General features: G+C 67.4%; 18 protein-coding genes. 8 read left to right on the forward strand and 10 right to left on the reverse strand.

The features are described from left to right. Positions 1-28: 28 nt before the first annotated feature. Positions 29-1,405 carry an L-serine ammonia-lyase gene (locus tag QE444_RS05120; protein ID WP_285389520.1) on the reverse strand — a complete coding sequence of 459 codons (1,377 nt, stop codon included), beginning with the start codon at positions 1,403-1,405 and terminating at the stop codon, positions 29-31. A gap of 126 nt (positions 1,406-1,531) precedes the next feature. Between QE444_RS05120 and QE444_RS05125 the strand changes: the two genes are divergently transcribed. Beyond that, complete coding sequence (locus QE444_RS05125; protein WP_285389522.1) at positions 1,532-2,467, forward strand: LysR substrate-binding domain-containing protein; 936 nt, start codon at positions 1,532-1,534, stop codon at positions 2,465-2,467. 364 nt (positions 2,468-2,831) lie between these two features. Here the strand turns inward: QE444_RS05125 and QE444_RS05130 are convergent, their stop codons facing one another. From QE444_RS05130 to QE444_RS05140, 3 genes are all read right to left on the reverse strand, one after another. Further along, the gene (locus QE444_RS05130) at positions 2,832-3,473 is read right to left on the reverse strand and encodes an oxidoreductase (RefSeq protein ID WP_007161182.1); all 642 of its coding nucleotides are present in this window, start codon (positions 3,471-3,473) and stop codon (positions 2,832-2,834) included. An 88-nt stretch (positions 3,474-3,561) separates the two neighbouring features. After that, the gene (locus tag QE444_RS05135) at positions 3,562-5,100 is read right to left on the reverse strand and encodes a C13 family peptidase (protein WP_309737473.1); all 1,539 of its coding nucleotides are present in this window, start codon (positions 5,098-5,100) and stop codon (positions 3,562-3,564) included. Positions 5,101-5,120: 20 nt separating this feature from the next. Beyond that, positions 5,121-6,620, reverse strand: coding sequence for an AhpA/YtjB family protein (locus QE444_RS05140; protein ID WP_285389524.1), 1,500 nt, complete (start codon positions 6,618-6,620; stop codon positions 5,121-5,123). 189 nt (positions 6,621-6,809) lie between these two features. Between QE444_RS05140 and serB the strand changes: the two genes are divergently transcribed. Then, complete coding sequence (gene serB / locus QE444_RS05145) at positions 6,810-7,964, forward strand: phosphoserine phosphatase SerB (protein WP_309737474.1); 1,155 nt, start codon at positions 6,810-6,812, stop codon at positions 7,962-7,964. Between the two features lie 30 nt (positions 7,965-7,994). Here serB and QE444_RS05150 read toward each other — a convergent pair whose 3' ends face one another. The 5 genes from QE444_RS05150 to QE444_RS05170 are packed head-to-tail and all read right to left on the reverse strand — an operon-like array spanning position 7,995 to position 15,253. Continuing rightward, a complete protein-coding gene (locus QE444_RS05150) occupies positions 7,995-10,073 on the reverse strand; it encodes an EAL domain-containing protein (RefSeq protein ID WP_309737475.1) in 2,079 nt (692 codons plus the stop codon). 40 nt (positions 10,074-10,113) lie between these two features. Beyond that, the gene (locus tag QE444_RS05155; protein ID WP_252977258.1) at positions 10,114-11,898 is read right to left on the reverse strand and encodes a molecular chaperone; all 1,785 of its coding nucleotides are present in this window, start codon (positions 11,896-11,898) and stop codon (positions 10,114-10,116) included. A 43-nt stretch (positions 11,899-11,941) separates the two neighbouring features. After that, a complete protein-coding gene (gene asd / locus QE444_RS05160; protein WP_309737476.1) occupies positions 11,942-12,850 on the reverse strand; it encodes an archaetidylserine decarboxylase in 909 nt (302 codons plus the stop codon). Positions 12,851-12,866: 16 nt separating this feature from the next. Further along, a complete protein-coding gene (locus QE444_RS05165; RefSeq protein WP_309737477.1) occupies positions 12,867-13,676 on the reverse strand; it encodes a rhodanese-like domain-containing protein in 810 nt (269 codons plus the stop codon). 59 nt (positions 13,677-13,735) lie between these two features. After that, positions 13,736-15,253 (reverse strand): HDOD domain-containing protein, encoded by a 1,518-nt coding sequence (locus QE444_RS05170; protein WP_309737478.1) that lies wholly within the window; start codon positions 15,251-15,253, stop codon positions 13,736-13,738. A gap of 117 nt (positions 15,254-15,370) precedes the next feature. Between QE444_RS05170 and motA the strand changes: the two genes are divergently transcribed. The 3 genes from motA (at position 15,371) to QE444_RS05185 (ending at position 18,146) form a co-directional block, all read left to right on the forward strand. Then, positions 15,371-16,222 carry a flagellar motor stator protein MotA gene (gene motA / locus QE444_RS05175; RefSeq protein WP_017642892.1) on the forward strand — a complete coding sequence of 284 codons (852 nt, stop codon included), beginning with the start codon at positions 15,371-15,373 and terminating at the stop codon, positions 16,220-16,222. After that, complete coding sequence (locus QE444_RS05180) at positions 16,222-17,382, forward strand: flagellar motor protein MotB (RefSeq protein ID WP_187980989.1); 1,161 nt, start codon at positions 16,222-16,224, stop codon at positions 17,380-17,382. The genes motA and QE444_RS05180 overlap by 1 nt, the downstream gene beginning before the upstream one ends. A 164-nt stretch (positions 17,383-17,546) precedes the next feature. After that, positions 17,547-18,146 (forward strand): nitroreductase family protein, encoded by a 600-nt coding sequence (locus QE444_RS05185; protein WP_007161171.1) that lies wholly within the window; start codon positions 17,547-17,549, stop codon positions 18,144-18,146. 48 nt (positions 18,147-18,194) lie between these two features. Here the strand turns inward: QE444_RS05185 and rsgA are convergent, their stop codons facing one another. Continuing rightward, the gene (gene rsgA / locus QE444_RS05190) at positions 18,195-19,217 is read right to left on the reverse strand and encodes a small ribosomal subunit biogenesis GTPase RsgA (protein ID WP_158896607.1); all 1,023 of its coding nucleotides are present in this window, start codon (positions 19,215-19,217) and stop codon (positions 18,195-18,197) included. A 94-nt stretch (positions 19,218-19,311) separates the two neighbouring features. Here rsgA and QE444_RS05195 point away from each other — a divergent pair, with 94 nt between their 5' ends. The 3 genes from QE444_RS05195 to QE444_RS05205 are packed head-to-tail and all read left to right on the forward strand — an operon-like array spanning position 19,312 to position 21,312. Next, positions 19,312-20,082 (forward strand): class I SAM-dependent methyltransferase, encoded by a 771-nt coding sequence (locus QE444_RS05195; protein ID WP_309737479.1) that lies wholly within the window; start codon positions 19,312-19,314, stop codon positions 20,080-20,082. Positions 20,083-20,132: 50 nt separating this feature from the next. Then, positions 20,133-20,681, forward strand: a complete 549-nt coding sequence (gene orn, locus QE444_RS05200) for an oligoribonuclease (RefSeq protein ID WP_273862772.1) — start codon at positions 20,133-20,135, stop codon at positions 20,679-20,681. 16 nt (positions 20,682-20,697) lie between these two features. Then, entirely contained in the window at positions 20,698-21,312 is a 615-nt protein-coding gene (locus QE444_RS05205) for a trimeric intracellular cation channel family protein (RefSeq protein ID WP_042137396.1), read from the forward strand. Positions 21,313-21,363 lie beyond the last annotated feature (51 nt).

Genomic DNA, 21,363 nt, shown 5'->3' on the forward strand with positions numbered 1-21,363 from the left:
ACGCCGCACTGGAGTGATCAAGCGCCTCTCAACACTCCACGAAGGTCACGGCCAGACCGCCGCGCGAGGTTTCCTTGTACTTGCTGTGCATGTCCGCGCCGGTTTCCTTCATGGTACGGATCACCTGGTCGAGGGAGATGAAGTGCTCGCCGTCGCCGCGCAGGGCCATCTGGGCGGCATTGATCGCCTTGACCGCGGCGATGGCGTTGCGCTCGATGCAGGGCACCTGCACCAGGCCGCCGACCGGGTCGCAGGTCAGTCCCAGGTTGTGCTCCAGGCCGATCTCGGCGGCGTTTTCCAGTTGCGCCGGACTGGCGCCCAGCACCTCGGCCAGACCGGCCGCGGCCATGGCACAGGCCGAGCCGACCTCGCCCTGGCAGCCCACCTCGGCACCGGAGATGGAGGCGTTCTTCTTGCACAGGATGCCGACTGCGGCAGCGGCCAGCATGAAGCGCACCACATCGTCGTCACAGGCGTCGGGATTGAATTTCATGTAGTACATCAGCACCGCCGGGATGATTCCGGCCGCGCCGTTGGTGGGGGCGGTGACCATGCGCCCGCCGGCGGCGTTCTCCTCGTTCACCGCCAGGGCGAAGAGGTTGACCCATTCCATGGCGGAGAGGGTGGAACCGATGACGTTGGGCTTGCCGATGGCCTGCAGACTCTGGTGCAGGCGGGCGGCGCGCCGGCGCACCTTGAGGCCGCCGGGCAGGATGCCCTCGTTGGCGAGACCGTTCTGCACGCATTCGCGCATCACGTTCCAGATGCGCAGCAGGCCGCTGCGGATCTCCTCCTCGGAGCGCCAGCTTTTTTCGTTGGCCAGCATCAGCTCGGCCACGCCCAGGCCATGGCTGCGACACAGGTGCAGCAGCTCGGCGCCGCTGGAGAAGTCATAGGGCAGTTCGGTGGTGTCGCTGTCCAGCACGCCGCTTGCGGCCTGGGCGGCGTCCACCACGAAGCCGCCACCGATGGAGTAGTAGGTGGCTTCAGCCACTTCACCGGTGGTGCCAAAGGCGGTCAGGGTCATGGCATTGGGATGGTAGGGCAGGCTTTCTTCCAGCAGCAGCATGTCTTCCTGCCAGTTGAAATGGACCGCCTGGCGGCCGGCCAGCAACAGCGTGCGCTCGTTGCGCAGGACCTCGATGCGCGGTTCGACAGCGGCGGGATCGACGCGATCCGGCCATTCGCCCATCAGACCGATCAGGGTCGCCCGGTCGGTGCCATGGCCGATCCCGGTGGCCGACAGTGAGCCATAGAGGCGCACCTCGACCCGCTTGACCTGCTCCAGCAGACCTTCGTCGACCAGGCGCTGGGCGAAGAGGGCACCGGCCCGCATCGGGCCCACGGTATGGGAACTGGACGGACCCACGCCGATTTTGAACAGGTCGAAGACGCTGATGGCCATGTCGGTAATCCCTGATTGAGCTTGAATGGTCGCCAGACAAGCTGCCGGCGGATGGCTCATAGTGGTGATAAGCCTTCAACTCGCACAAACGAAAGCTTCTAAGCGATCCTTTAGCGGAACTCATCGATGAGCCGGATCCTCAATGCTCAAACCCAGGCCTGGTTGCAGGTGTTCGTCTGCGCCGCTCGGCACCTGTCCTTCACGCGCTGCGCCGAAGAGCTGCATGTTACGCCTGGCGCCATCAGTCAGCAGATGCGCCAGCTGGAAGAGCGCCTGGGCTTCAAGCTGTTTCACCGGGTGGCCCGAGGCCTGGAGCTGACCGCCGAGGGCCAGCGCCTGGCGACCACCCTGAACCAGGCCTATGGGCTGATCGACGCCGAATTGCGCCGCCTCAATGCCGGTCAGTTCGGCGGCGTGGTGCGCCTCAGGTCGATTCCCTCGTTTCTGGGCAAATGGCTGACCCCGCGGCTGCCGCGGCTGCAGGCGCGCTTTCCCGACCTGCAACTGCGGCTGGTGGCCGAAGACAGCAGCTGGTCGCTGCGCGAGGGCGAATTCGACCTGGCCATCGATCTCAACGACGGCAGCTATCCGGGCCTGGCCTCGACGCCGCTGATGGCCGAAGAGATCTTTCCGGTCTGCGCCCCCAGCCTGCTGGTGGGACGACCGCCGTTGGAGCGGCCGGAGGACCTGGAATTCTATCCGCTGCTGCACGACATCACCGCCTGGCGCGGCAGTTACGAATACGCCGAATGGGAGTTCTATCTGGCCAGTATCGGCGCGCCGGCGCTGGATGTGCGGCGGGGTCACACCTTCAATCGCAACCACCTGACCATCGAGGCGGCCATCGCCGGCATGGGCGTCGCCATCGCGCGCCGCGCCCTGATCACCGACGAACTGGCCCGGGGCGTGCTGGTGGTGCCGCCCTTCGGGCGTTCGGTGCCGGCGCAAAAGAGATACATGCTGCTCTATGCCCAGGGCGCCCTGGCCGATCCCCGCCTGCGCGCCCTGCACGACTGGCTGGTGCAGGAGGTCGACCAGATGGTGCTGGTGCAGCCGGCCTGAAGGGCCGTGATAGCCACGTAGCGTGGAAAACGGCGCAATCTTTTCCGTTGGTGAGTTCTTCGTGAGGCGCGCCCTCACCCCAGCCCTCTCCCCAAGGGAGAGGGGGCTTTCCGAGCGGTTAGGGGCTTGTGCAGGCTTCGTAGCGTGGAAAACGGCGCAGCCTTTTCCACGGGTGAGTTCGTTGTGAGGCGTGCCCTCACCCCAGCCCTCTCCCGGGGGGAGAGGGGGCTATCCGAATGGGGAGTGGCGGTAATAGGTCTTGGAAACGCTTGATCGATCCGTGCGCGGCCTACCCGTAGGAGCGGCCGCATCGGCGGACCGCCATGACCGCGAGGGCTGTAACCCAGCCCCTTGAGCTACGCCTTCAACGTCCCAGCTTGCGCAGCTCGTCCGATTCCACCACCCGCACGCCCTTGCCTTCTTCCAGGGCCAGGCGCCACAGCGCGCGGGCCAGGACGGCGGCTTCGATGCCGTGCCATTTGCCGGGCAGCCACTGCGACAGGGGGGCGGCCAGGCGCTCGCCGAGGCGCTCTTCCTGGCGCTGGCCGATCAGCAGCGACGGTCGCGCCAGGGTCAGTTGCGTCCAGCCCTGGGCACGCAGGGCTTCTTCCAGCTCGCCCTTGACCTTGTTGTAGAAGATCGAGGACTGGGAGTCGGCGCCGATGGCGCTGACCACGATGTAGTGGCGGGCCCCCAGTTCCAGGGCGCGCTGGCCGACCGCCAGGGGCAGGCCGTAATCCACGGCGCGAAAGGCCGCTTCGGAGCCGGCCTGCTTCATGGTGGTGCCCAGGCAGCAGAAGGCCACGTCCAGCGGGCCTTCCAGGGTCGGCAGCAGGCTGTTGAGATCACCCACCGGATTGTCCAGCCGGGCGTGCTCCGCCAGGGGACGGCGCGTTGGCGCCAGCACCCGGGGGACCGTCGGCTCGTTGAGGAGGCGGTCGAGCAGGTGTTCGCCGGTCAGGCCGGTGGCGCCGGCGATGAGGGCATGCTGAGGCGTCAGGTACACGGGGCTCTCCTTGTAGCGGCGACCGCTGATGTCAGGTTGGACCTCAGACGTTCCGGTTGTTCGTCAAAGCCCTGGTCGAAGCCGGCAGTCAGCGACTCGCGCGCCAGGCGCGCCACTTCTGCAGGACGGCGGGCGGTGCCCACAGCTGGGGCTCGGACGGATCGAAGCCTTCGGTCTTCTCGCGTACCGACACGGTGTCGCGGGCACGATGGAAGGCCTGCTCGGGATCGTCGGTGTGCTGGAAGGCCTCGGCGAACAGGGCGCGGCCGAAATAGGTGAAGTCGGCTTCGTCGGTGCAGCCGAAGGAGGTGCGATCGGCCTTGGACGCGGTCATCACCAGGGTGTGGTCGTCCTGCAGTTGCGGGATGAAGCCGCCGCTGTAGCAGCTGGAGACGATGATCAGCTTGTCGCGGCCGCGCAGGGGCGCGAGCAGACGACCGAGCTCCGCTGCCGGCAGGCTGGAGAGATCCAGGCCCGGCTGGGAGAGCACCAGCTGATGGTCGGCCGAGCCGTGACTGGTCAGGTAGATGAGGATCAGGTCTTCGGGACCGGTGCGCTGGGCCAGCGCCTGCAGGCTCTGGTAGAGATTCTCGCGGGTGGCCAGCGGATGGTCGCTGCGGATGTCCTTGGCGTTGATCAGATGGACGACGTCGCGGGCGCCCCAGGTGGTGGTCAGGAAGTTGGCCACATAGTTGGCTTCGCGCTGGAACACGCCCTGGCCACCGTCACCGGCCAGGACCAGGCCATAGAGTTCGGTGGCGGGGGTGGACGCCGGGATCTGCTGCAATTCCTGGTCGAGCACCTTGCCCTGGTCGAGCAGGGCGCGTTCCAGGGGATCGGCGATGTACTGGCCCTGATCGTCGCGGATGCGCTTGCCGCCCTCCCAGAGACCCCGCTCCACCTGACCGTCGGCGCGGGTCAGGACGCCCATGCCGGCATAGACGCCGTCGGCGAAGTTGCCGCGGTAGACGCTGCCGTCGCTGTTGGTGAGCACGCCCTGGCCGTCGAACTTCCAGTTGCGGAAGGCACCGCGATACTGGCTGCTGTCGCTGCCGACGAATTCCCCGTTGCCGGTCAGCTCGCCGCCACTGAAGCGCCCGCGCCAGAGATCGCCGCCGGCACTGCGATAGACGCCGGCGCCTTCGAACTGGTCGTCGACGAATTCGCCGTCATAGCGATCGCCGCCCGGCTCCTGCCACTGGCCGACACCGTTGAGGTGGCCGTCGTTGAAGGTGCCGATGGTCTGGGTGCCGTCGCTGTCGAGCTTGGACCCCTGGCCCTGCATGCGGCCGTTGACGAAGCTGCCGTGGTATTCCCAGCCGCTGCTGCTGATCAGGTTGCCCTGGCCATGGTAGAGACCGCGGCGAAAGGTGCCCTGGTAGTAGGTGCCATCGGCGAATTGCTGCTCGCCAGGCCCCTCGGCCAGGCCGTCCTTGAAGCGGCCCTTGAGCCAGTTGCCGTTGGGCCACTCGATGCGTCCGCTGCCATTGAGCAGGCCGCTGACGATTTCGCCGGTATAGACCCCGCCATCGGGCAGTCTCACGCTGCTCGCGTTGGGCGCCGCCTGGACAGCGCAGGCCGCCAGCAACAGCGCGGCAAGGGCGAGACGGGGCAGGAGGGCGCTCATAGGTGGGGTCGGCGGGCGCGTTACCGCGCCTCGAGCCGGACCAGGTGACGCTCCAGCGTCGCGGAGTAGGGTTCCAGGAGACGTTCCACGCAACTGGCCCCGGCGGGGCTGGCGATGGTGCGGATACGGGCGCGTTTACGCAGCAGCTCGTCCTCGGCGATGCTCTGCTCGACCAGCAACAGGTTGCGACTGTGGCGACTCAGCGCCTGGGCATTGCGTACGGTGGTGTTTTCCAGCAATTGGGCAAGCTCCAGGCCGGCGAGGCGTTCGCCCTGCGTCAGACCCAGTTGCAGCTGCAGGGTTGCACCGCTGCCGACCACTTCCACCTGCAGCGCATGACCGAGGGCGCGCATGATCTCGCCGCAGCAGAGCGCGCGGGTCAGGTAGTCGTCGTCGTCACTGCGTTCGTGGAAGAGAATCAGGCTGCCGCCGTCCTTGAGGGTGTGGAGTTCGCCATCGTAGAGCTCGGTGGCCTGCTGCAGGCAGTCGCGATAGCGCTCCAGCAGCTGTTCGAGGCGGCTGCGTGGCAGCCGGCTAAGCTGGTCCTGGGCGCCGAGCTGGATGGACAGCACCGCCGAGGTGACGATGTCGGGCTCGGTGGGCACCGCCGGGGCCGGGGTGGGTGGCGGTTCGGTAAAGGACTCAGGCACCAGCTCGGCGAAGGCCTCGGCGTCCGGTTCGCTGTCGGCGCCCGCGGCGGGCGCCTTGCGCGCGGCCGGTTTGGCGGCGGCAGCCTTGCGTGCGGGCGGCTTGACGCTCAGGCCACCCTGCTCGTCGGCGAAGGGATCGTCGTCCTCGGCCTCAGCCACTTCCGCCTTGGGCGGCTTGGGCGGGACCAGGCGACTCTGCAGCTGGCGAGCCAGGTCGCCCAGTTCGTCGAGACGGCCGGCGCCCGGTGCGGGGTCATCGGGATCGCGCAGCCAGACGCGCAGCTCCAGCAGCGGAATCGACAGCTGACGACCGAGCCGCAGGCTGAGAATCAGCGTGAGCGCCAGCAGGATCAGGCCCAGCAGACCCATGTTCTGCAGGCTGATCATCATCGGCTGCTGGAACTGGTCCATGTCCAGCGCCAGGCGCACCTGACCGGCGGTGACGTCCTGGAAGCGGATCGGCGTGCTGTAGATGCCATCGGTGGCGGTCAGCAGGCCCTGGCTCGGGCGCGTGCCGGACTCGGCCAGCACGCGGTTGTCCGGGCTGTAGACCGCGGCATGGGCCACCAGCGGATTGCGCGCCAGGTTGCTCAGCAGCACGTTGAGGCTGAGATTGTCGTTGGCCACCAGCAATTCGGCGGCGGAATTGGCCGTCTGGGTCACCAGGCTCTGGCCGACGGCGTCGGCCTGCTGCTGCATGGCATGGCGGAACTGCATGCTCATGATGCCGGCATAGATCACCAGGGCAGCCGCCACCAGCAGCAGGCTGTGGGAAACGATGCGCAAGGCCACCGGCACACGACGCTGGCGCAGGGCTCGGTAGATCAGCAGGAAGAAATTATCGGGCTTGACGGTCGCGGGGCGGGTCACAGAAATCGTTTCTTTGGACAAAAAATGTGCGGCCAGTATAACCAGCGCGCCAGGGGTGCGAAAACGGCGAATGCAGGGCTTCGCCCGCAAAAGAGGCCGGCGGTGGACTCACTCCGCCAGCCGGTGCCCGCGGCTCGGCACCGCCGAGGCGAAAGGGTAGACTGCGCGCTTTTCCGCGAGGGGATCGCCATGCAAGACGTTATCGGACTCCAGGCCGTGGGCATCCTGCCCGCCGACTGGTTGGCTGCTCTCACCGGCGCCCTGGCCGCAGCCGGTGCCCGGCTGGAATCGCTGCAGCAGCAGGGTCTGGACAACAGTGCCGCGGTGACCCTGCTGGTCAGTCCGGCGAGTGCCGGCGCGGCGCTGGGGCAGGCGCTGCAGGCCCTGGGTCTGCAGGTGGCGCCCCTGGCGCAGCCCGCACCGGAGACCGGCGAAGCCCATGTCCTGACGCTGATGGGCCGCGCCCTGGCTGATCTGCCGCTGACCCGCCTGGCCGCGCTGTGCCGCGAGCAGGGCCTGAACATCCACGCCATCCGCGCCCTGAGCGAACCGGGCGCGACCGAACGGGCCGCCCTGGAGCTGCGCGTCACCGGCGAGCCCCACGAACCCCAGGCGCTGCGCGCGAGCCTGCTGGCGCTGGCCCAGGAAGGCCAGGCCGACATCGGCTGGCAGCCGGATGAGCTGCAGCGTCAGCATCGCCGGCTGGCGGTGTTCGACATGGACAGCACCCTGATCCAGGCCGAGGTCATCGACGAGCTGGCCAAGGCCGCTGGTATCGGCGAGCGGGTCGCGGCCATCACCGAGCGCGCCATGCGCGGCGAGATCGACTTCCGCGCCAGCTTCACCGAGCGCATGGCGCTGCTGCAGGGCCTGTCCGAAGAGGTGCTGGAGGACATCGGTGCCGGGCTGCGCCTGACCGAAGGGGCCGAGCGGCTGTTCGCCGAGCTGAAGCGGCTGGGCTACAAGACCGCCATCCTTTCCGGCGGCTTCACCTACTTCGCCCGCCAGGTGCAGGCACGGCTGGGCATCGACTACGTCTATGCCAACGAACTGGAGATCGTCGACGGCAAGCTGACCGGTCGCGCCGTCGAGCCCATCGTCGATGCCCAGCGCAAGGCCGATCTGCTGCAGGAACTGGCCAGCGGTGAAGGCTTGACGCTGGAGCAGACCATCGCCGTGGGCGATGGCGCCAACGACCTGCCGATGCTGGCCCTGGCCGGGCTGGGCGTGGCCTTTCGCGCCAAGCCGCTGGTGCGCCAGTCCGCGCGCCAGTCGGTGAGCGTGCTGGGCCTGGATGGCGTGCTCTATCTGCTCGGCGTGGAAGATCGCCTGACCCGCGGTTGAGTCCGCGCGCTACGAGTTCCAGGCCGAGCCCTAGTGCTCGGCCTGGAACTCGTAGTCCATCGCCTGGCTGGGCTCCTGCAGATAGTAGCCCTGGATGAAGTGCACCCCGACCTGCCAGAGCTGGGCCAGCACGCTGGCGCTCTCGACGAAGGGGGCGATGGTCTGGACGTTCTGCGCGCTGAGTTCGGCGACCAGGGCCTTGAGGCGCTCCTGATGGTCCGGTTGCGCCAGGTCCTTGATCAGCTTGCCCGACAGCTTGACGTAATCCGGTACCAGCAGGCGCAGCGCCGCCAGCGGCGGATCGCCGGCGGCAAAACCGCTCAGGGTGACCGGATGACCCTGGCGACGTAGCCGCTGCGCCATGGCCAGGGCCTGCTCCGGCTGGGCCAGCAGGTCTTCTTCGCTGAGCTGGAAGATCACCGCCTCGGCGTCCAGCTGCTGCGCCTGCAGGGTTTCCCGCAGCCAGGGCAACAACTCCAGATCGCCGAGGGTCGCCCCCGAAAGATGCACGAAGATGCGCGTGCCATGACCGCGGGCGCGGTGCTCGCCGAGCTGGCGCATGGCCTGGTGGATCACCCAGCGATCGATCTGGCCGCTCAGGCCGCTGTCGCGGGCGGTGCGGGCGAATTCGGCCGGTGAGACCTCTTCACCCTGGGGATTGATCAGGCGCAGCAGCGCCTCGTAGTACTCGTGGCTGCCGCCGCGCAGGCTGATCACCGGCTGGAACAGCAGGCGGAAGCCGTTCTGCTGCAAGGCCTGCTTGACCATCGCCACCAGATTGCCGCGATTGGCGGCGGCGGCCAGCTCTTCCTGGGGATCGTAGCGTTTGCAGGCATTGCCGCCGCGCTGGGCGACCTGGCGCGCGGAGCGGTGCGCGCGGTCCACCAGGTCGCCGGCGCTCTTGGTATGGCTGTCCAGGCTGACCACGCCGATGGAATAGCTGATGGCCAGGGTGCGCCCGGCCAGGGTCAGTGGCTGGCGCTCCTGGCGGCCGAGCAGGCGTTCGAAGGCACTGTCCAGGCTGGCGTCGGCCGCCTGCGGCAGGAGGGCGGTAAAGGCGTCGTCGGCGAAGCGCGACAGGGTCACCAGGGTGCCGAAATGCTCGCGCAGGCGCTCGGCCAGGACCACCAGCAATTCGTCCATGGCGCCTATGCCCAGCTCGGCCACCAGGGTCGGATAGCGATCGATGCTCAGGTAGGCGAAGCTGGCTGGGGCGCCGAGCCGAGCGCGTTCCAGGGCATCCTCGAGCAATTCGAGCATGCGGCTGCGATTGAGCAGACCGGTCAGGATGTCCTGGAAGCGCACCTCGCGCAGCTGTTCCTCGAGGGCCTCGGCGCCCGGGGCCGCGCGTTCCTCGCGCAGGTGCAGCTGCACGCAGGGTTCGTCGAGATAGATGGCCGGCGTCAGGCGCAGGCGCACACCAAGGGTGCTGCCGTCCGGACGGACGCAGCGGCAGTCCAGTTCGAGGGGGCGGGGATCGTCGCGCAACTGGCGAAAGGCCTCGCGCAGCGCCGGCTGGTCGGCGGCTACGATGAGGTCCATCAGCGGAGTGATTTCGAGGTCTTCCGCGGACGGATAGCCCAGCAGCTCCACATAGGCCGAGTTGACGTGGATATGCAGACCGTCGTGGACATAGGCGACCGCTTCCACGGCGTTGGCCAGCAGCAGCTGGCAGCGCTGCTCGGCCTCGGCCAGGGCCTGTTCCAGGCGCCGGCGTTCGTGGCGCTCGGCCAGGTTGCCGAGTTCGCGCAGACTGGCCAGCAGCAGGTGTTCGTCGTTGTCGCTGGCGATGCCGTCGCGGGCGCCCAGGCGCAGGGCGTCGAGCACCGCGGCGGGATCGTCCGGTGCCACCCGCTGGATGACGGCGAGCTGGGGTACGCGGCGGCGCAACTGGCGCAGGGCTGCCAGGCTGTCGAATTCCGGCGAGGGGGGGGCGAGGATGGCGAGGTCCCAGGACTGGGACAGCAGTTCGTCGAGACCCGCGGGGTCGGCCAGGCGCTGGGCCCGCGTCGCCCGTCCGGCATTGCGGAACAGGCTGACCAGGCGTTCCGCCTCGTTCTGCGATGCTTCGAGCAGTAACAGGCGGATCGCGCTGTGTTCGGCGGCCATGGTCTATTCGCGCCCTGGCGATAACGATGATTCAGCGAAGCTACAGAGACTTCCACAGCGAGTCAAAGTCTTCTTCCTGACGCGCGCCGCCGCCAGCGGATCCGCCGCTGGGCTGCGTACCGCTCTGCTCCAGCAGGTGATATTCGAAGACGCTGAAGCTGACCGTCATGCTGCGCCGCCGGTCGAGCATGCCGCGCTGCTCGTTGCCCTGCTGATTGATCTGCACCTTGCTGCCTTCCTGGAAGGGCAGTCGCGGCGCGATCAGCGTCGGCGCCTGGTCGATGGCCTTGATCTCCGGCAGGAGCAGGGCACGCAGGTACTGACTGTTCTGCTCGGCCTTGCGCAGCAGCTGCAGTCCACAGGGGCGCGCGGTGGGCGCCAGCAGTTCGACGCCCATCTGGGTCCCGCTGCCGGGCACCTGGCGGACCCAGCGCACCACCGCCGGGCCCCAGTTGTGATCCTCGGGCAGGCGCACGCCGAGCAGTTCGCCGGCCTGCAGTTGCTCGGGCACCTCGCCACTCCAGCTCAGGCAATAGCCGCCCGGACTGTGGTTGACCACCTGCACCGCATGGATCGGAAAGGCGGGACTGGCTGCCTCGCCGTCACCGGGCAGGACGTCGTAGTGGATCTCTTCCAGGTTCTCGGCGCTCCAGTCCAGGGCGTCGGGTGCCTGGGTGTCGGCATCGAAAGCCATTGACCAGACATCGTCCTTGGGCTTGGGCGCAAAGGCGTCCGGCACGACCGCGGCCGACAGGCGCAGGGTGTCGGCGAACACCTGACCACCCGCGAGCTGGTAGTGCAGGGCGCTCATGCCGATGCAGACCTGCACCTGACCCTGGCCGGGCATGCGCTGGAAGGCGCGATCCGCCTCCTGGCCCCAGGCCCCGACGAGGTGTTGCAGCAGATCCAGGGACAGATCACCGTGCACCGGCAGGCGCGCGCGGGGGCGCTGCTCCGGGGCCAGCGCCAGGTAGTCTTCGATGGCCTGCACCAGTTGCTGCGGGGCGAGGCCGAGAAGACCGCTGAGATTGGCTTCGCGCAACAGCGAGCGATAGCGCGGCGGGGCGTCGATCTGCGGCGCCACCACCATCAGGGTGCCGTTCTGCTCGGGACCTTGCAGGCGGATCAGGCTGGCCCAGTCGTCCAGGTGCAGCGTCAGCTGGGCGATGTGGCTCTGGCGCAACTGGTTGCAGCGCGCGGCGCCGAACAGCAGGGCGGCGCCATAGGCCTGGGTGATGGTCTGGCTGCCGTCGCCGGGCAGCAGTTCATCGCGAATCTTCTGGTTGTGCAGCCCGGTGGTCACCGCCAGCCGATAGAGCTGGTGCAGCTCCAGCCAGAGGTTGTCGTGCACCGGGGTGTAGAGCTGGGCGGCGCGGATCAGCGGCCCGAGCAGGGCGCGCAGGGCACGCTGGATGGCGGTCGCCAGCAGCGTGCTGCGTTCGCCACGGTCGCTTTCCTCGACCACGATCAGCTTGTAGCCGGCCGCCAGCAGGTTCTGCAGGGCCTGGCAGAGATTGGCCACCTTGCGCGACCGCTCGTCGAGCACGATGGCCTGGTTGAGCACATGGCGTTCGAGCAGCTGGCAGACCCGCTGCACGTCCGGGCGCAGGGATTCGAGCAGGCGCAGACGCGCTTCCGGCGTCAGGATCAGCCGATTGAGTTCCAGCAGACCCTGGTAGAGCAGCCGGGCGAATTCGCCCAGCTTGGCCCGCGGCAATTGCTCCAGCCAGCGCTTGAGGCCGGCCGGCGTGGCGTCACAAAACGTCAGGCTGCGCTGATCGGGTGTCGGTACCCGCAACATGAGCTGTGGCCTTTTGCTATCCATTCGCCGCGCACACTCCTGTTTCGATGGGCAATGAACCGCGCATCTAGGCGAGAGGCCCTGGCTCGGAAACGGTGGTCAAGGGGGCCGACGTGGTCGGAACCCCCAGCAGTTGCCCCATGTTGACGGTGGACAAGGCGCCGAGTTCAGCGGACCAGTTCACCGCTTCCGGGCCAAACAGCACGATGGCGGTGGAGCCCAGCTTGAAGCGACCCAGCTCGTCGCCGGTGCGCAGGGTGATGGGCGCGCGCGCGGCCTCGTCGTAGGCGAAGCGCTTGAGTTCGCGCTTGGGCGGCGTGACCAGACCGGCCCAGACCGTCTCGATGCTGGCGACGATCATGGCGCCGACCAGAATGACCGCCATGGGTCCCACGGCGGTGTCGAAGATGCACACCACCCGCTCGTTGCGGGCGAACAGCTCGGGCACGTTCTCGGCGGTGAGTTGATTGACCGAGAAGATGCGCCCGGGCACATAGACCATCTCCTTCAGGGTGCCGGTGAGCGGCATGTGCACCCGGTGGTAGTCCTTGGGCGACAGGTAGATGGTGGCGAAATGACCGCCCATGAAGGGCGCCGCGCGCAGGCCGTCGCCGCCGAGCAGCTCCAGCAGGCTGTAGCTGTGGCCCTTGGCCTGGAAGATGCGGCCGTGCTCGATGCGGCCGAGCTGGCTGATGGCGCCGTCGCTCGGGCTGACCACCACGTCGGCTGCGGCCGGCAGCGGACGGGCGCCGGGCTTGAGGGCGCGGGTGAAGAAGGCGTTGAAGCTCTCGTAGGCGGTGGGGTCTTCCACCTGGGCCTGGCGCATGTCGACGTCATAGTGACGGACGAACCAGCGGGTCAGCAGATTCTTGAACCAGGGCACCCGGCACTCGGCGAAGCCACCGATCAGCCGCGACAGCAGATGGTGCGGCAGCAGGTGCTGGGCAAGGATGAACAGACGGTCTTGCAGTTTCATGAGAGGTCCTTGGCAATCATTCGATGGGGGTGTCGGGGTGGTTGCCCCATTCGCCCCAGGAGCCGGCATAGGCTTTGACGCGCGGATAGCCCAGGGCCTTGGCCGCGAGATAGGTGAAGCCGGATCGGTGATGGGTCTGGCAGTGGGTGATGATTTCCTTGTCGCGGGTGATGCCCAGGCGCTCCAGTTCGGCGGCCAGGTCTTCACGGATGCGCAACTGGCGCTCGCGATCCATGCCGGCGGTCCACTCGAAGTTGATCGCCCCGGGGATGTGCCCGCCACGGGCGGTCAGCACCTTTTCGCCGCGGTATTCATCGGCGCCCCGGGCGTCCCAGATGGCCAGGTCCTCGGCGCCCAGCCGGCTCTGCAGATAGGCACGGCTGGCGGTGGGCTCCTCGTGCAGGGTCAGGGCGACCGGCGCGCTCGCCGCAGCCGGTACCTCGGTGCTCAGCGGCAGGCCGGCGGCGATCCAGCCCTGGCGTCCGCCGTTGAGGTAGTGATAGTGGCCATGCCCGATGACGTCCAGCAGCCAGATGAAGCGTCCGGCCCAGCCGCCGCCTTCATCGTCATAGACCACGTAGACGGTTTCGTCGCGTTGCCCCAGTTCGCCGAACAGCCGTTCCAGGTCCGGCTGGGCCGGCAGCAGGCCGGGCGCCGGCTTGCTGCCCAGCTGGGTGCGGGCGGGCGCGACATGGCGCGCGCCGGGCAGATGGCCCTCGGCATAGTGGGCGGCGCTGCAGAGATCCACTAGGATGAGTTCGGGCGCATCCAGGCGCGCCGCGAGATCGGCCGGTTCGATCACCAGGGGCAGGGCGGAAAAGGGCATCGCGGATTTCCCGTCGGTCCGTAGCAAAGGTGAAGTGTACCGAGGTTGACCGGCCAGCGTCAGGTCGGTCGTGCCCGCGGACGATTGGCAAAGGTGCCGATGGCGCGCTCGATGCAGGTGAAGGTCTTGTCCAGCGCGGCGCTGCGCCGCGGATCCGCCGGCTGCAGTTCGCTGTCCAGGATCGCCACCAGTACCACCCGTTCGCCAAAGCCCAGACTGCGCAGCCAGAGCCGCTCGTTGCTGAACAGCCGACGCAGATCGGCGGGCAGGTGCGGTGCGAAGCGCGCTCGGTTGTCGTCATCGATGCGCAACTGGCCGGGGCTGCCGAACAGCTTGGCCAGCAGCGGATGGCTGGCGATGTCCAGCTGCAGACCGGGGGCGTCGTCCAGGCCATGGTGCAGCTGGATATTGCCCTTCTGGCCGTTGCGATCCGGGGTCAGCAACAGCAGCCGCGGCAGGCCGCAGGCCACCAGCGCCTGGCGGGCGCAATCGAACAGCTGGGGCAGGGTGGCGAAGGCGCTGGGCGTGTGCAGCAACTGCTCGCAGAGTCCGCGCCAGCGCTGTGCCTGACTCTCGCTGGCGACCTGTACCCGGGGCACCGGCTTGAGGCGCCGTTCGCCCGGTGGCCAGACCAGGCCTTCCGCCGGATGCCAGAGGCCGGGTCGGGCATGGCGCTGGGCATCCTGCACCGCCAGTTCATGGCTGCGACTCTGCACCCGTGCCAGCGGCAGTTGCAGATAGAGGGCGCTGAAACGCTGCCAGCGCAGGGTATGAGGACCATCCCAGGCATGGTGACTGGCCAGGGCTAGGCCATTGGCCAGCAGGATGGTGTTGCCGGGATGGGTCAGCCAGCGCCGCAGATTGGGGTCGTCGTCGAGGCGCTGCTGCTGTTCGAGGGGATCATCGCCATGGGCGATGTGCAGCGCCCTGACCAGTTGCCGGCGATCCTGGTCCAGCAGGCGATAGCCTTCCACGATCCACTCGGGCAACTGCCAGTGACGGGCCAACGCCTGGCACAGGCGGATCGCCGGCACGCCGAGCAGTTCGCGCTCGACCTTGAGCGCCGGTTCGCCTTCGCCCAGCACCCGCCGTTCCCATTCCTCGAAGAGTTCCGGATAGCGAGTCGCCAGCGGCCAGAGTGGCGCCAGAAAGAGCAGGGCGGCCAGGCGGATGTCCGGCCACAGCCGTGCCAGGGGCACGCCGAACAGGCCCAGCCCCAGGGTCATGGCGTGCTGGCTGACCAGGCACAGCTGCCGCAGCGGACGCGGCAGGCGCTCCTCGGGCAGGGTCGGCTGGCGGGCGATCAGGTACTCCGCCGGCCCGAGACCGACGCGGCCGAGCACGGCTTCCAGACTGGCGGCCGGATCGCCAAGGCTGGCATGGCCGCGATTGGCCTCGCGCAGCAGGGCCAGCGCCAGGGGGGGGGACTCGCAGAGCCGTTCGGCGATCTCATGCAACGCCAGACGGCCATCAGCCAGGGCGCGGCGCAGACGCTCCGCGCTGGCGGTGGCCACCGGCAGGCATACGCCTTCCAGGTGTTTGACCCAGTCTTCGACGGTGTTCGGGCGGCTGGACATACGACGGTCGCCTTGAAATTTGATGAAAGGCCTTCAGTCCGGGGCGCCGGGTCCGATAAAGGGGACGTGAGGGCAGATCCCCGGCTCAATTTTCCTTAGCACACAGTATTCCCAACCATGGCAAAAATCATCGGCATCATCGTGATATTCGCGGCTGTCCTCGGCGGCTACATCCTCGCGCATGGCAAGATCGCTGCGATCATCCAGCCGCTCGAGGTCCTGATCATCGGCGGTGCCGCCCTGGGGGCCTTTCTGCAGGCCAACCCGGGCAGCACCTTCATGCAGGTGTTCAAGAAGTCGCTGAAGATGTTTGGCAACCGCTTCACCCACGCCTTCTACCTGGACGTGCTCAAGCTGCTCTACGAGATCCTCAACAAAAGCCGGCGCGAGGGCATGATGTCCATCGAGGCGGACGTCGAGGATCCCAAGGCCAGTCCGATCTTCAGCAAGTACCCGAACATCCTCAAGGATGAGCGGATGACCGCCTACGTTGCCGACTACCTGCGGCTGATGTCCTCCGGCAACATGGCCCCCCATGAGCTGGAAGGCCTGTTCGACATGGAGCTGGCCGGCATCAAGGAAGAGCTGGAGCATCCGTCCCACGCGGTATCGCGGGTCGCCGACGGCCTGCCCGGCTTCGGCATCGTCGCCGCGGTACTGGGTATCGTGATCACCATGGGCATGCTCGGCGAGGGTGACCAGGCGGCCATCGGTGGCCACGTGGGCGCGGCTCTGGTGGGTACCTTCCTCGGTATTCTCGCCGCCTACGGCTTCTTCGGTCCGCTGGCGACCTGCCTGGAGCACGACGCCAAGGAAGAGCTCAATGTGCTGGAGGCCATCAAGGCCTGCCTGGTCGCCGCCGCCAGCGGCATGCCGCCCACCGTCGCCGTGGAATTCGGCCGCAAGGTGCTGTTTCCGGCGCACCGGCCGTCCTTCAGTGAGCTCGAGCAGGCCATGCGGGGCAGCTGATGGACAACAACCAGCCGATCATCGTCAAGCGCATCAAGAAAAGCGCCGCCGGCCACCACGGCGGCGCCTGGAAGATCGCCTTCGCCGACTTCGCCACCGCCATGATGGCGTTCTTCCTGGTGCTCTGGCTGATGTCCTCGGCCACCCCGGAGCAGAAGAAGGCCATCGCCGGCTACTTCCAGGATCCGATCGGCTTCACCGAAAGTGCCAGCCCCTATGTCATCGACCTGGGCGGCACGCCGACGCCGGCGCCCGACCGCACCCTGAATCCCGAGATCCAGGCGCAACCGGATTCGACCCAGAACAAGGTCAATCCGGACGTGCAGGAGCGCGCCGACCCCAACGATTCAAACCGCGTCGCGCCCGATCCCACCCAGGCGCCCGATCAGTCCGACAAGCGCCAGCCCAACGACGCGGCCCAGCAGCAGAAGGATGCCAGCCAGGCGAAGATGGATCCGAGCCAGGCGGAAAAGATCGCCGAGCAGGTGGACAAGGAACGCCTGGAGCTGTTGCTGCAGGAGTTGCAGAACAAGATCGAGCAGAATCCGGAGCTGCAGAAGTTCAAGGACCAGATCCTGCTGGAGATCACCCAGGATGGCCTGCGCATCCAGATCGTCGATGCCGAGAACCGGCCGATGTTCGATTCCGGCAGTCCGCGGCTGAAATCCTATTTCGAGGACATCCTGCTGGCCATGGCCGACACCATTCGCCAGGTGCCGAACAAGATCAGCATCAGCGGCCATACCGATGCCGCGCGCTACGCCGGCAAGGGCGACTTCAGCAACTGGGAGTTGTCCGCCGGTCGCGCCAACGCCGCACGCCGGGCGCTGATCGCCGGTGGCTATCCGGAAGAGCAGGTGGCGCGGATCGTCGGCTATGCCTCTTCGGCTCCCTTCGATCGCGAACATCCGCTCAATCCGGTCAACCGCCGCATCGACATCATCGTGCTGACCAAGAAGGCCCAGCAGGCCATCGAGGGCCGCGCCGGTGGCAACCAGGCACCCAAGCCCGCGGCCGGCGCCGCACCGGCGGCGAGCCGCAGCGGAGTCTCCAGTGGCGGCGTCAGCGCCACCGGCAACCTGGCGCAACCCATCAACAACGCGGCTTTCAAGAATCAGGTCAATGCCTTCGATGCCGGCGTCATCCAGAGCAAGCCCTGAAGGGTGGCGGTGATCGATAGGAAAATTCGCTGCTAGCGTTCGGTTTTTTCGTCCGTTGGCCTGCGCAGGGCTGGTTAAGCTGCAAGGGTATTCATGCTGGATCGGGCACCTTGCGCCCTGGCGCGCGGTCTCCCGATCTCCGATTCCCTTGCAGGAGCCTTCCGATGAGCAACGCCTTTATCGACACCATCAAGCGCCGCCGCAGCCAGTACGCGCTGGGCAAGAATCTGCCACTGGCCCAGGACCAGGTCACCGCGCTTATCCAGGAAGCGGTCAAGCTGTCGCCCTCCGCCTTCAACTCGCAGAGCTCGCGCGCGGTGATCCTGTTCGGCGCCGAGAGCGACAAGTTCTGGGGCTTCGTCATGCAGGCGCTGCGGCAGATCGTGCCGGCCGACGCCTTCGCCGCCACCGAAGGCAAGATCAACAGCTTCGCGGCCGGCGCCGGCACCGTGCTGTTCTACGAGGATCGGCACGTCGTCGCCGGCCTGCAGGACAAGTATCCCGCCTACGCCGACAACTTCCCCATCTGGTCGGAGCAGGCAAGCGGCATCGCCCAGTTCTCCGTGTGGACGGCCCTGGCCAACGCCGGCATTGGCGCCAGCCTGCAGCACTACAATCCGCTGCCCGACGCCCTGGCCGCCGCCGAGTGGAAACTGCCGGAGACCTGGCACCTGCGCGCGCAGATGCCCTTCGGTTCCAACGAGGGCGACTTCCCGGAGAAGGGCTTCATGGACGACGCCGAGCGCTTCCGCGTCTTTGGCTGATGGTCGTCGACTGATACAAGAAAACGCCGGGCTTGCCCGGCGTTTTGCTTAGTAGCGTGACTCGCCTTCCAGGCTGGCCAGGATGTGCCGGTAACTGGCCATCCGCTGCGGATGGATGTCACCGCGCTCCAAGGCCGCGAGCAGGGCGCAGCCGGGTTCGCGCTCGTGCTTGCAGTCGCGGAAGCGGCAGTGGCCGAGGTAGTCGCCGAATTCCTTGAAGCCGGCTTCGACGTCGTCACGGCTGACGTGGCTGAGGCCGAATTCGCGGATGCCGGGCGAGTCGATCAGATCGCCGCCATCGGGAAAGTGGAAGAGCCGGGCGGTGGTGGTGGTGTGGGTGCCCTTGTTGGTCAGCTCGGACAGCGGTCCGACGCGGGTATCGACGCCCGGCAGCAGGGCGTTCACCAGCGATGACTTGCCCACCCCCGATTGACCGACGAAGACACTGACGTGCTCGTCCAGCTCGCTCTTGAGCTGGTCCATGCTCAGGCCGTTGTGAGCCGAGACTTCCAGCAGCGGATAGTCCAGCTCGCGGTAGACGCCCAGCAGCTCGTCCAGCGCCGGGCCGTTGTGCGCGTCGATCAGGTCGGCCTTGTTGAGCAGCAGCAATGGCTGGATGCCGGCATGCTCGGCGGCCACCAGGTAGCGATCGATGAGGTTGGCGTGAGGCGTGGGCAGCGGGGCGAAGACGATCACCAGGCGGTCGACGTTGGCCGCCACCGGCTTGAGCAGACCGCGCATGTCCGGCCGGCAGATCTCCGAACGCCGCGGCAACTGGGCGACGATGACGCCGTTGCCCTGGAGGCTGGGACGAAACACCACCCGGTCGCCGGTGACCAGGGTCGGCAGGTTGGCGCGCAGGTGACAGCGTTGCAGCTGGCCTTCGTCATCCTCGACCTCCACCTGAACGCCGAAGTGGGCGATCACCAGGCCTTGTTGCTCCGGTCCTAGATCGCCGCCTTCGAGTTCGTCGATCAGCTTGGATTCGCGCTTTTCCGCGCGGGCGGCGCGTTCGGTCTGGATTTTTTCGATCCGCCAGCTCTGGCGACGGGTCAGGTGGCGTTTGGCCATGGGATATCCGCGGGTTTCAGGACCGCTGAGTCTAGCATTGGCCGCCTCTCGCGGATTACCTAAACTTGGCGTACCTCGTCGCTCCGGAGCCCCCATGCTGGCCCATCTCGCCTCGCGCTATCCGCTGTTGCTGGCCGTGCTGGTGCAACTGGCCGCCCTGGTGGTCGCCGTCGTCGGCATCCGCCTGTGGGCCGGCTTCGCCGGCCAGCGCCCCTCGCTGCTGGCGCTGGTCTGCCTGCAGGCGGTACTGGCGGCCCTGCTGGGCGAGCTGCTGGGACTCGCCCGCTGGTGGGTGTTCATCAATGTGCTGTTCGCCCCGGCGCTCTACCTGGTCAGCGGTCGCGGGCTCTCGGCGGGCATCGCCGCGCTCGGCTTCCTGCTGCTCCTGCTGCTGAACTGGAACAGTCTGCGCGAGCGGGTACCGCTCTATCTCACCGGGCGCCAGACCCGCGAGCGGCTGGCCGAATTGCTCGCCGAGCACGAGCCGACCTTTCGCTTCGTCGACCTCGGCTGTGGCCTGGGCGATACCCTGGTCGATCTGTCCCGGCGCTTTCCCCAGGCCACCTTCGTCGGGGTGGAGACGGCGCCACTGAGTTTCGCCCTGGCCTGGCTGCGCTGCCTGCCGCGGCGCAATTGCCAGGTGCGCTATCGCGATCTCTGGCGGGTGGAGCTGGGCGAGTTCGACGTCGTCTACTGCTTTCTCTCGCCGGCGCCCATGCCACGCCTGGGCGACAAGGCCCGCACGGAACAGCGGGCCGGCAGCTGGCTGATCAGCAACACCTTCGAGATTCCCGACCAGCCCGCGGATCAGGTGCTGGAGGTAGGCGACCTGCGTGGCAGCCGGCTGCTGCTCTGGCGCCGGTAGGTACGCGGCAGGCGCGCTGCTACACTGGTGCCATCATCAAGGAGTTCACCATGACCGCCCCCAATCCGCAGCACCTGATCTGGATCGACCTGGAAATGACCGGCCTGGATCCGGATCGGGACGTGATCATCGAGATGGCCACCATCGTCACCGACAGCGATCTCAATGTGCTGGCCGAAGGCCCGGTGCTGGCCATCCACCAGTCGGACGAGATCCTGGCCGGCATGGACGAGTGGAACACCCGCCAGCACGGCGGCTCGGGGCTGACTCAGCGGGTGCGCGATAGCACCGTCGATACCGCCCAGGCCGAGGCCCTGACCCTGGAATTCCTGCAGCAGTGGGTGCCCAAGGGCAAGTCGCCGATCTGCGGCAACAGCATCTGTCAGGATCGCCGCTTCCTCTATCGCCGCATGCCGGAGCTGGAAGCCTACTTCCACTACCGCAACCTGGACGTTTCCACCCTCAAGGAACTGGCCGCGCGTTGGGCGCCCCATGTGCGTGACGGCGTAAAGAAGAGCGGCAGCCACCTGGCGCTGGACGACATCCGCGATTCCATCGCCGAGCTGCGGCACTATCGCGAGCACTTCATCAAGGTCTGACGGCCACCCGTCCGTGCTGCTGTCCATCCTCTATCTGGTCGCGATCACCGCCGAGGCCATGACCGGCGCCCTGTCCGCGGGGCGCCGCGGCATGGACCTGTTCGGCGTGGCACTGATCGCCAGCGTCACCGCCCTGGGCGGCGGCTCGGTGCGCGACGTCCTGCTGGGGCACTATCCGTTGGGTTGGGTAAAGCACCCGGAGTACCTCGCGCTCACCGTCGGCGCGGGCCTCGCCACCGTGGCCATCGCGCGGGTCATGCGCTATCTGCGCCGGCTGTTCCTGGTGCTCGACGCCCTGGGCCTGGTGGCCTTTACCGTGATCGGCTGCCAGGTGGCCCTGGAGATGGGCCTGAGTCCGGCCATCGTCATCGTCAGCGGCACCCTCACCGGCACCTGCGGCGGCATCCTGCGCGACATCCTCTGCAACGACGTACCCCTGATCCTCCGGCGCGAGCTCTATGCCAGCGTGGCGGTGCTCTCCGCGGGCTGCTACCTGCTCTGCCGCCCGTGGCTCGGCGAAGAGCAGGCGCTGCTCATCACCCTGGCCGCAGGGTTGCTGCTGCGCCTGCTGGCGTTGAGATTCAACTGGCAGATGCCGACCTTCACCTATCCGGACGATCCTCACGGTTGAGGCAGTGAGAAATTGCGCGGTATCGCCCTGAAAGGCTTGTCCTAGAGCCTT

Origin of the sequence: Pseudomonas sp. SORGH_AS_0199 (assembly GCF_031453735.1) — a bacterium.
Lineage (GTDB): Bacteria > Pseudomonadota > Gammaproteobacteria > Pseudomonadales > Pseudomonadaceae > Chryseomonas > Chryseomonas aestiva.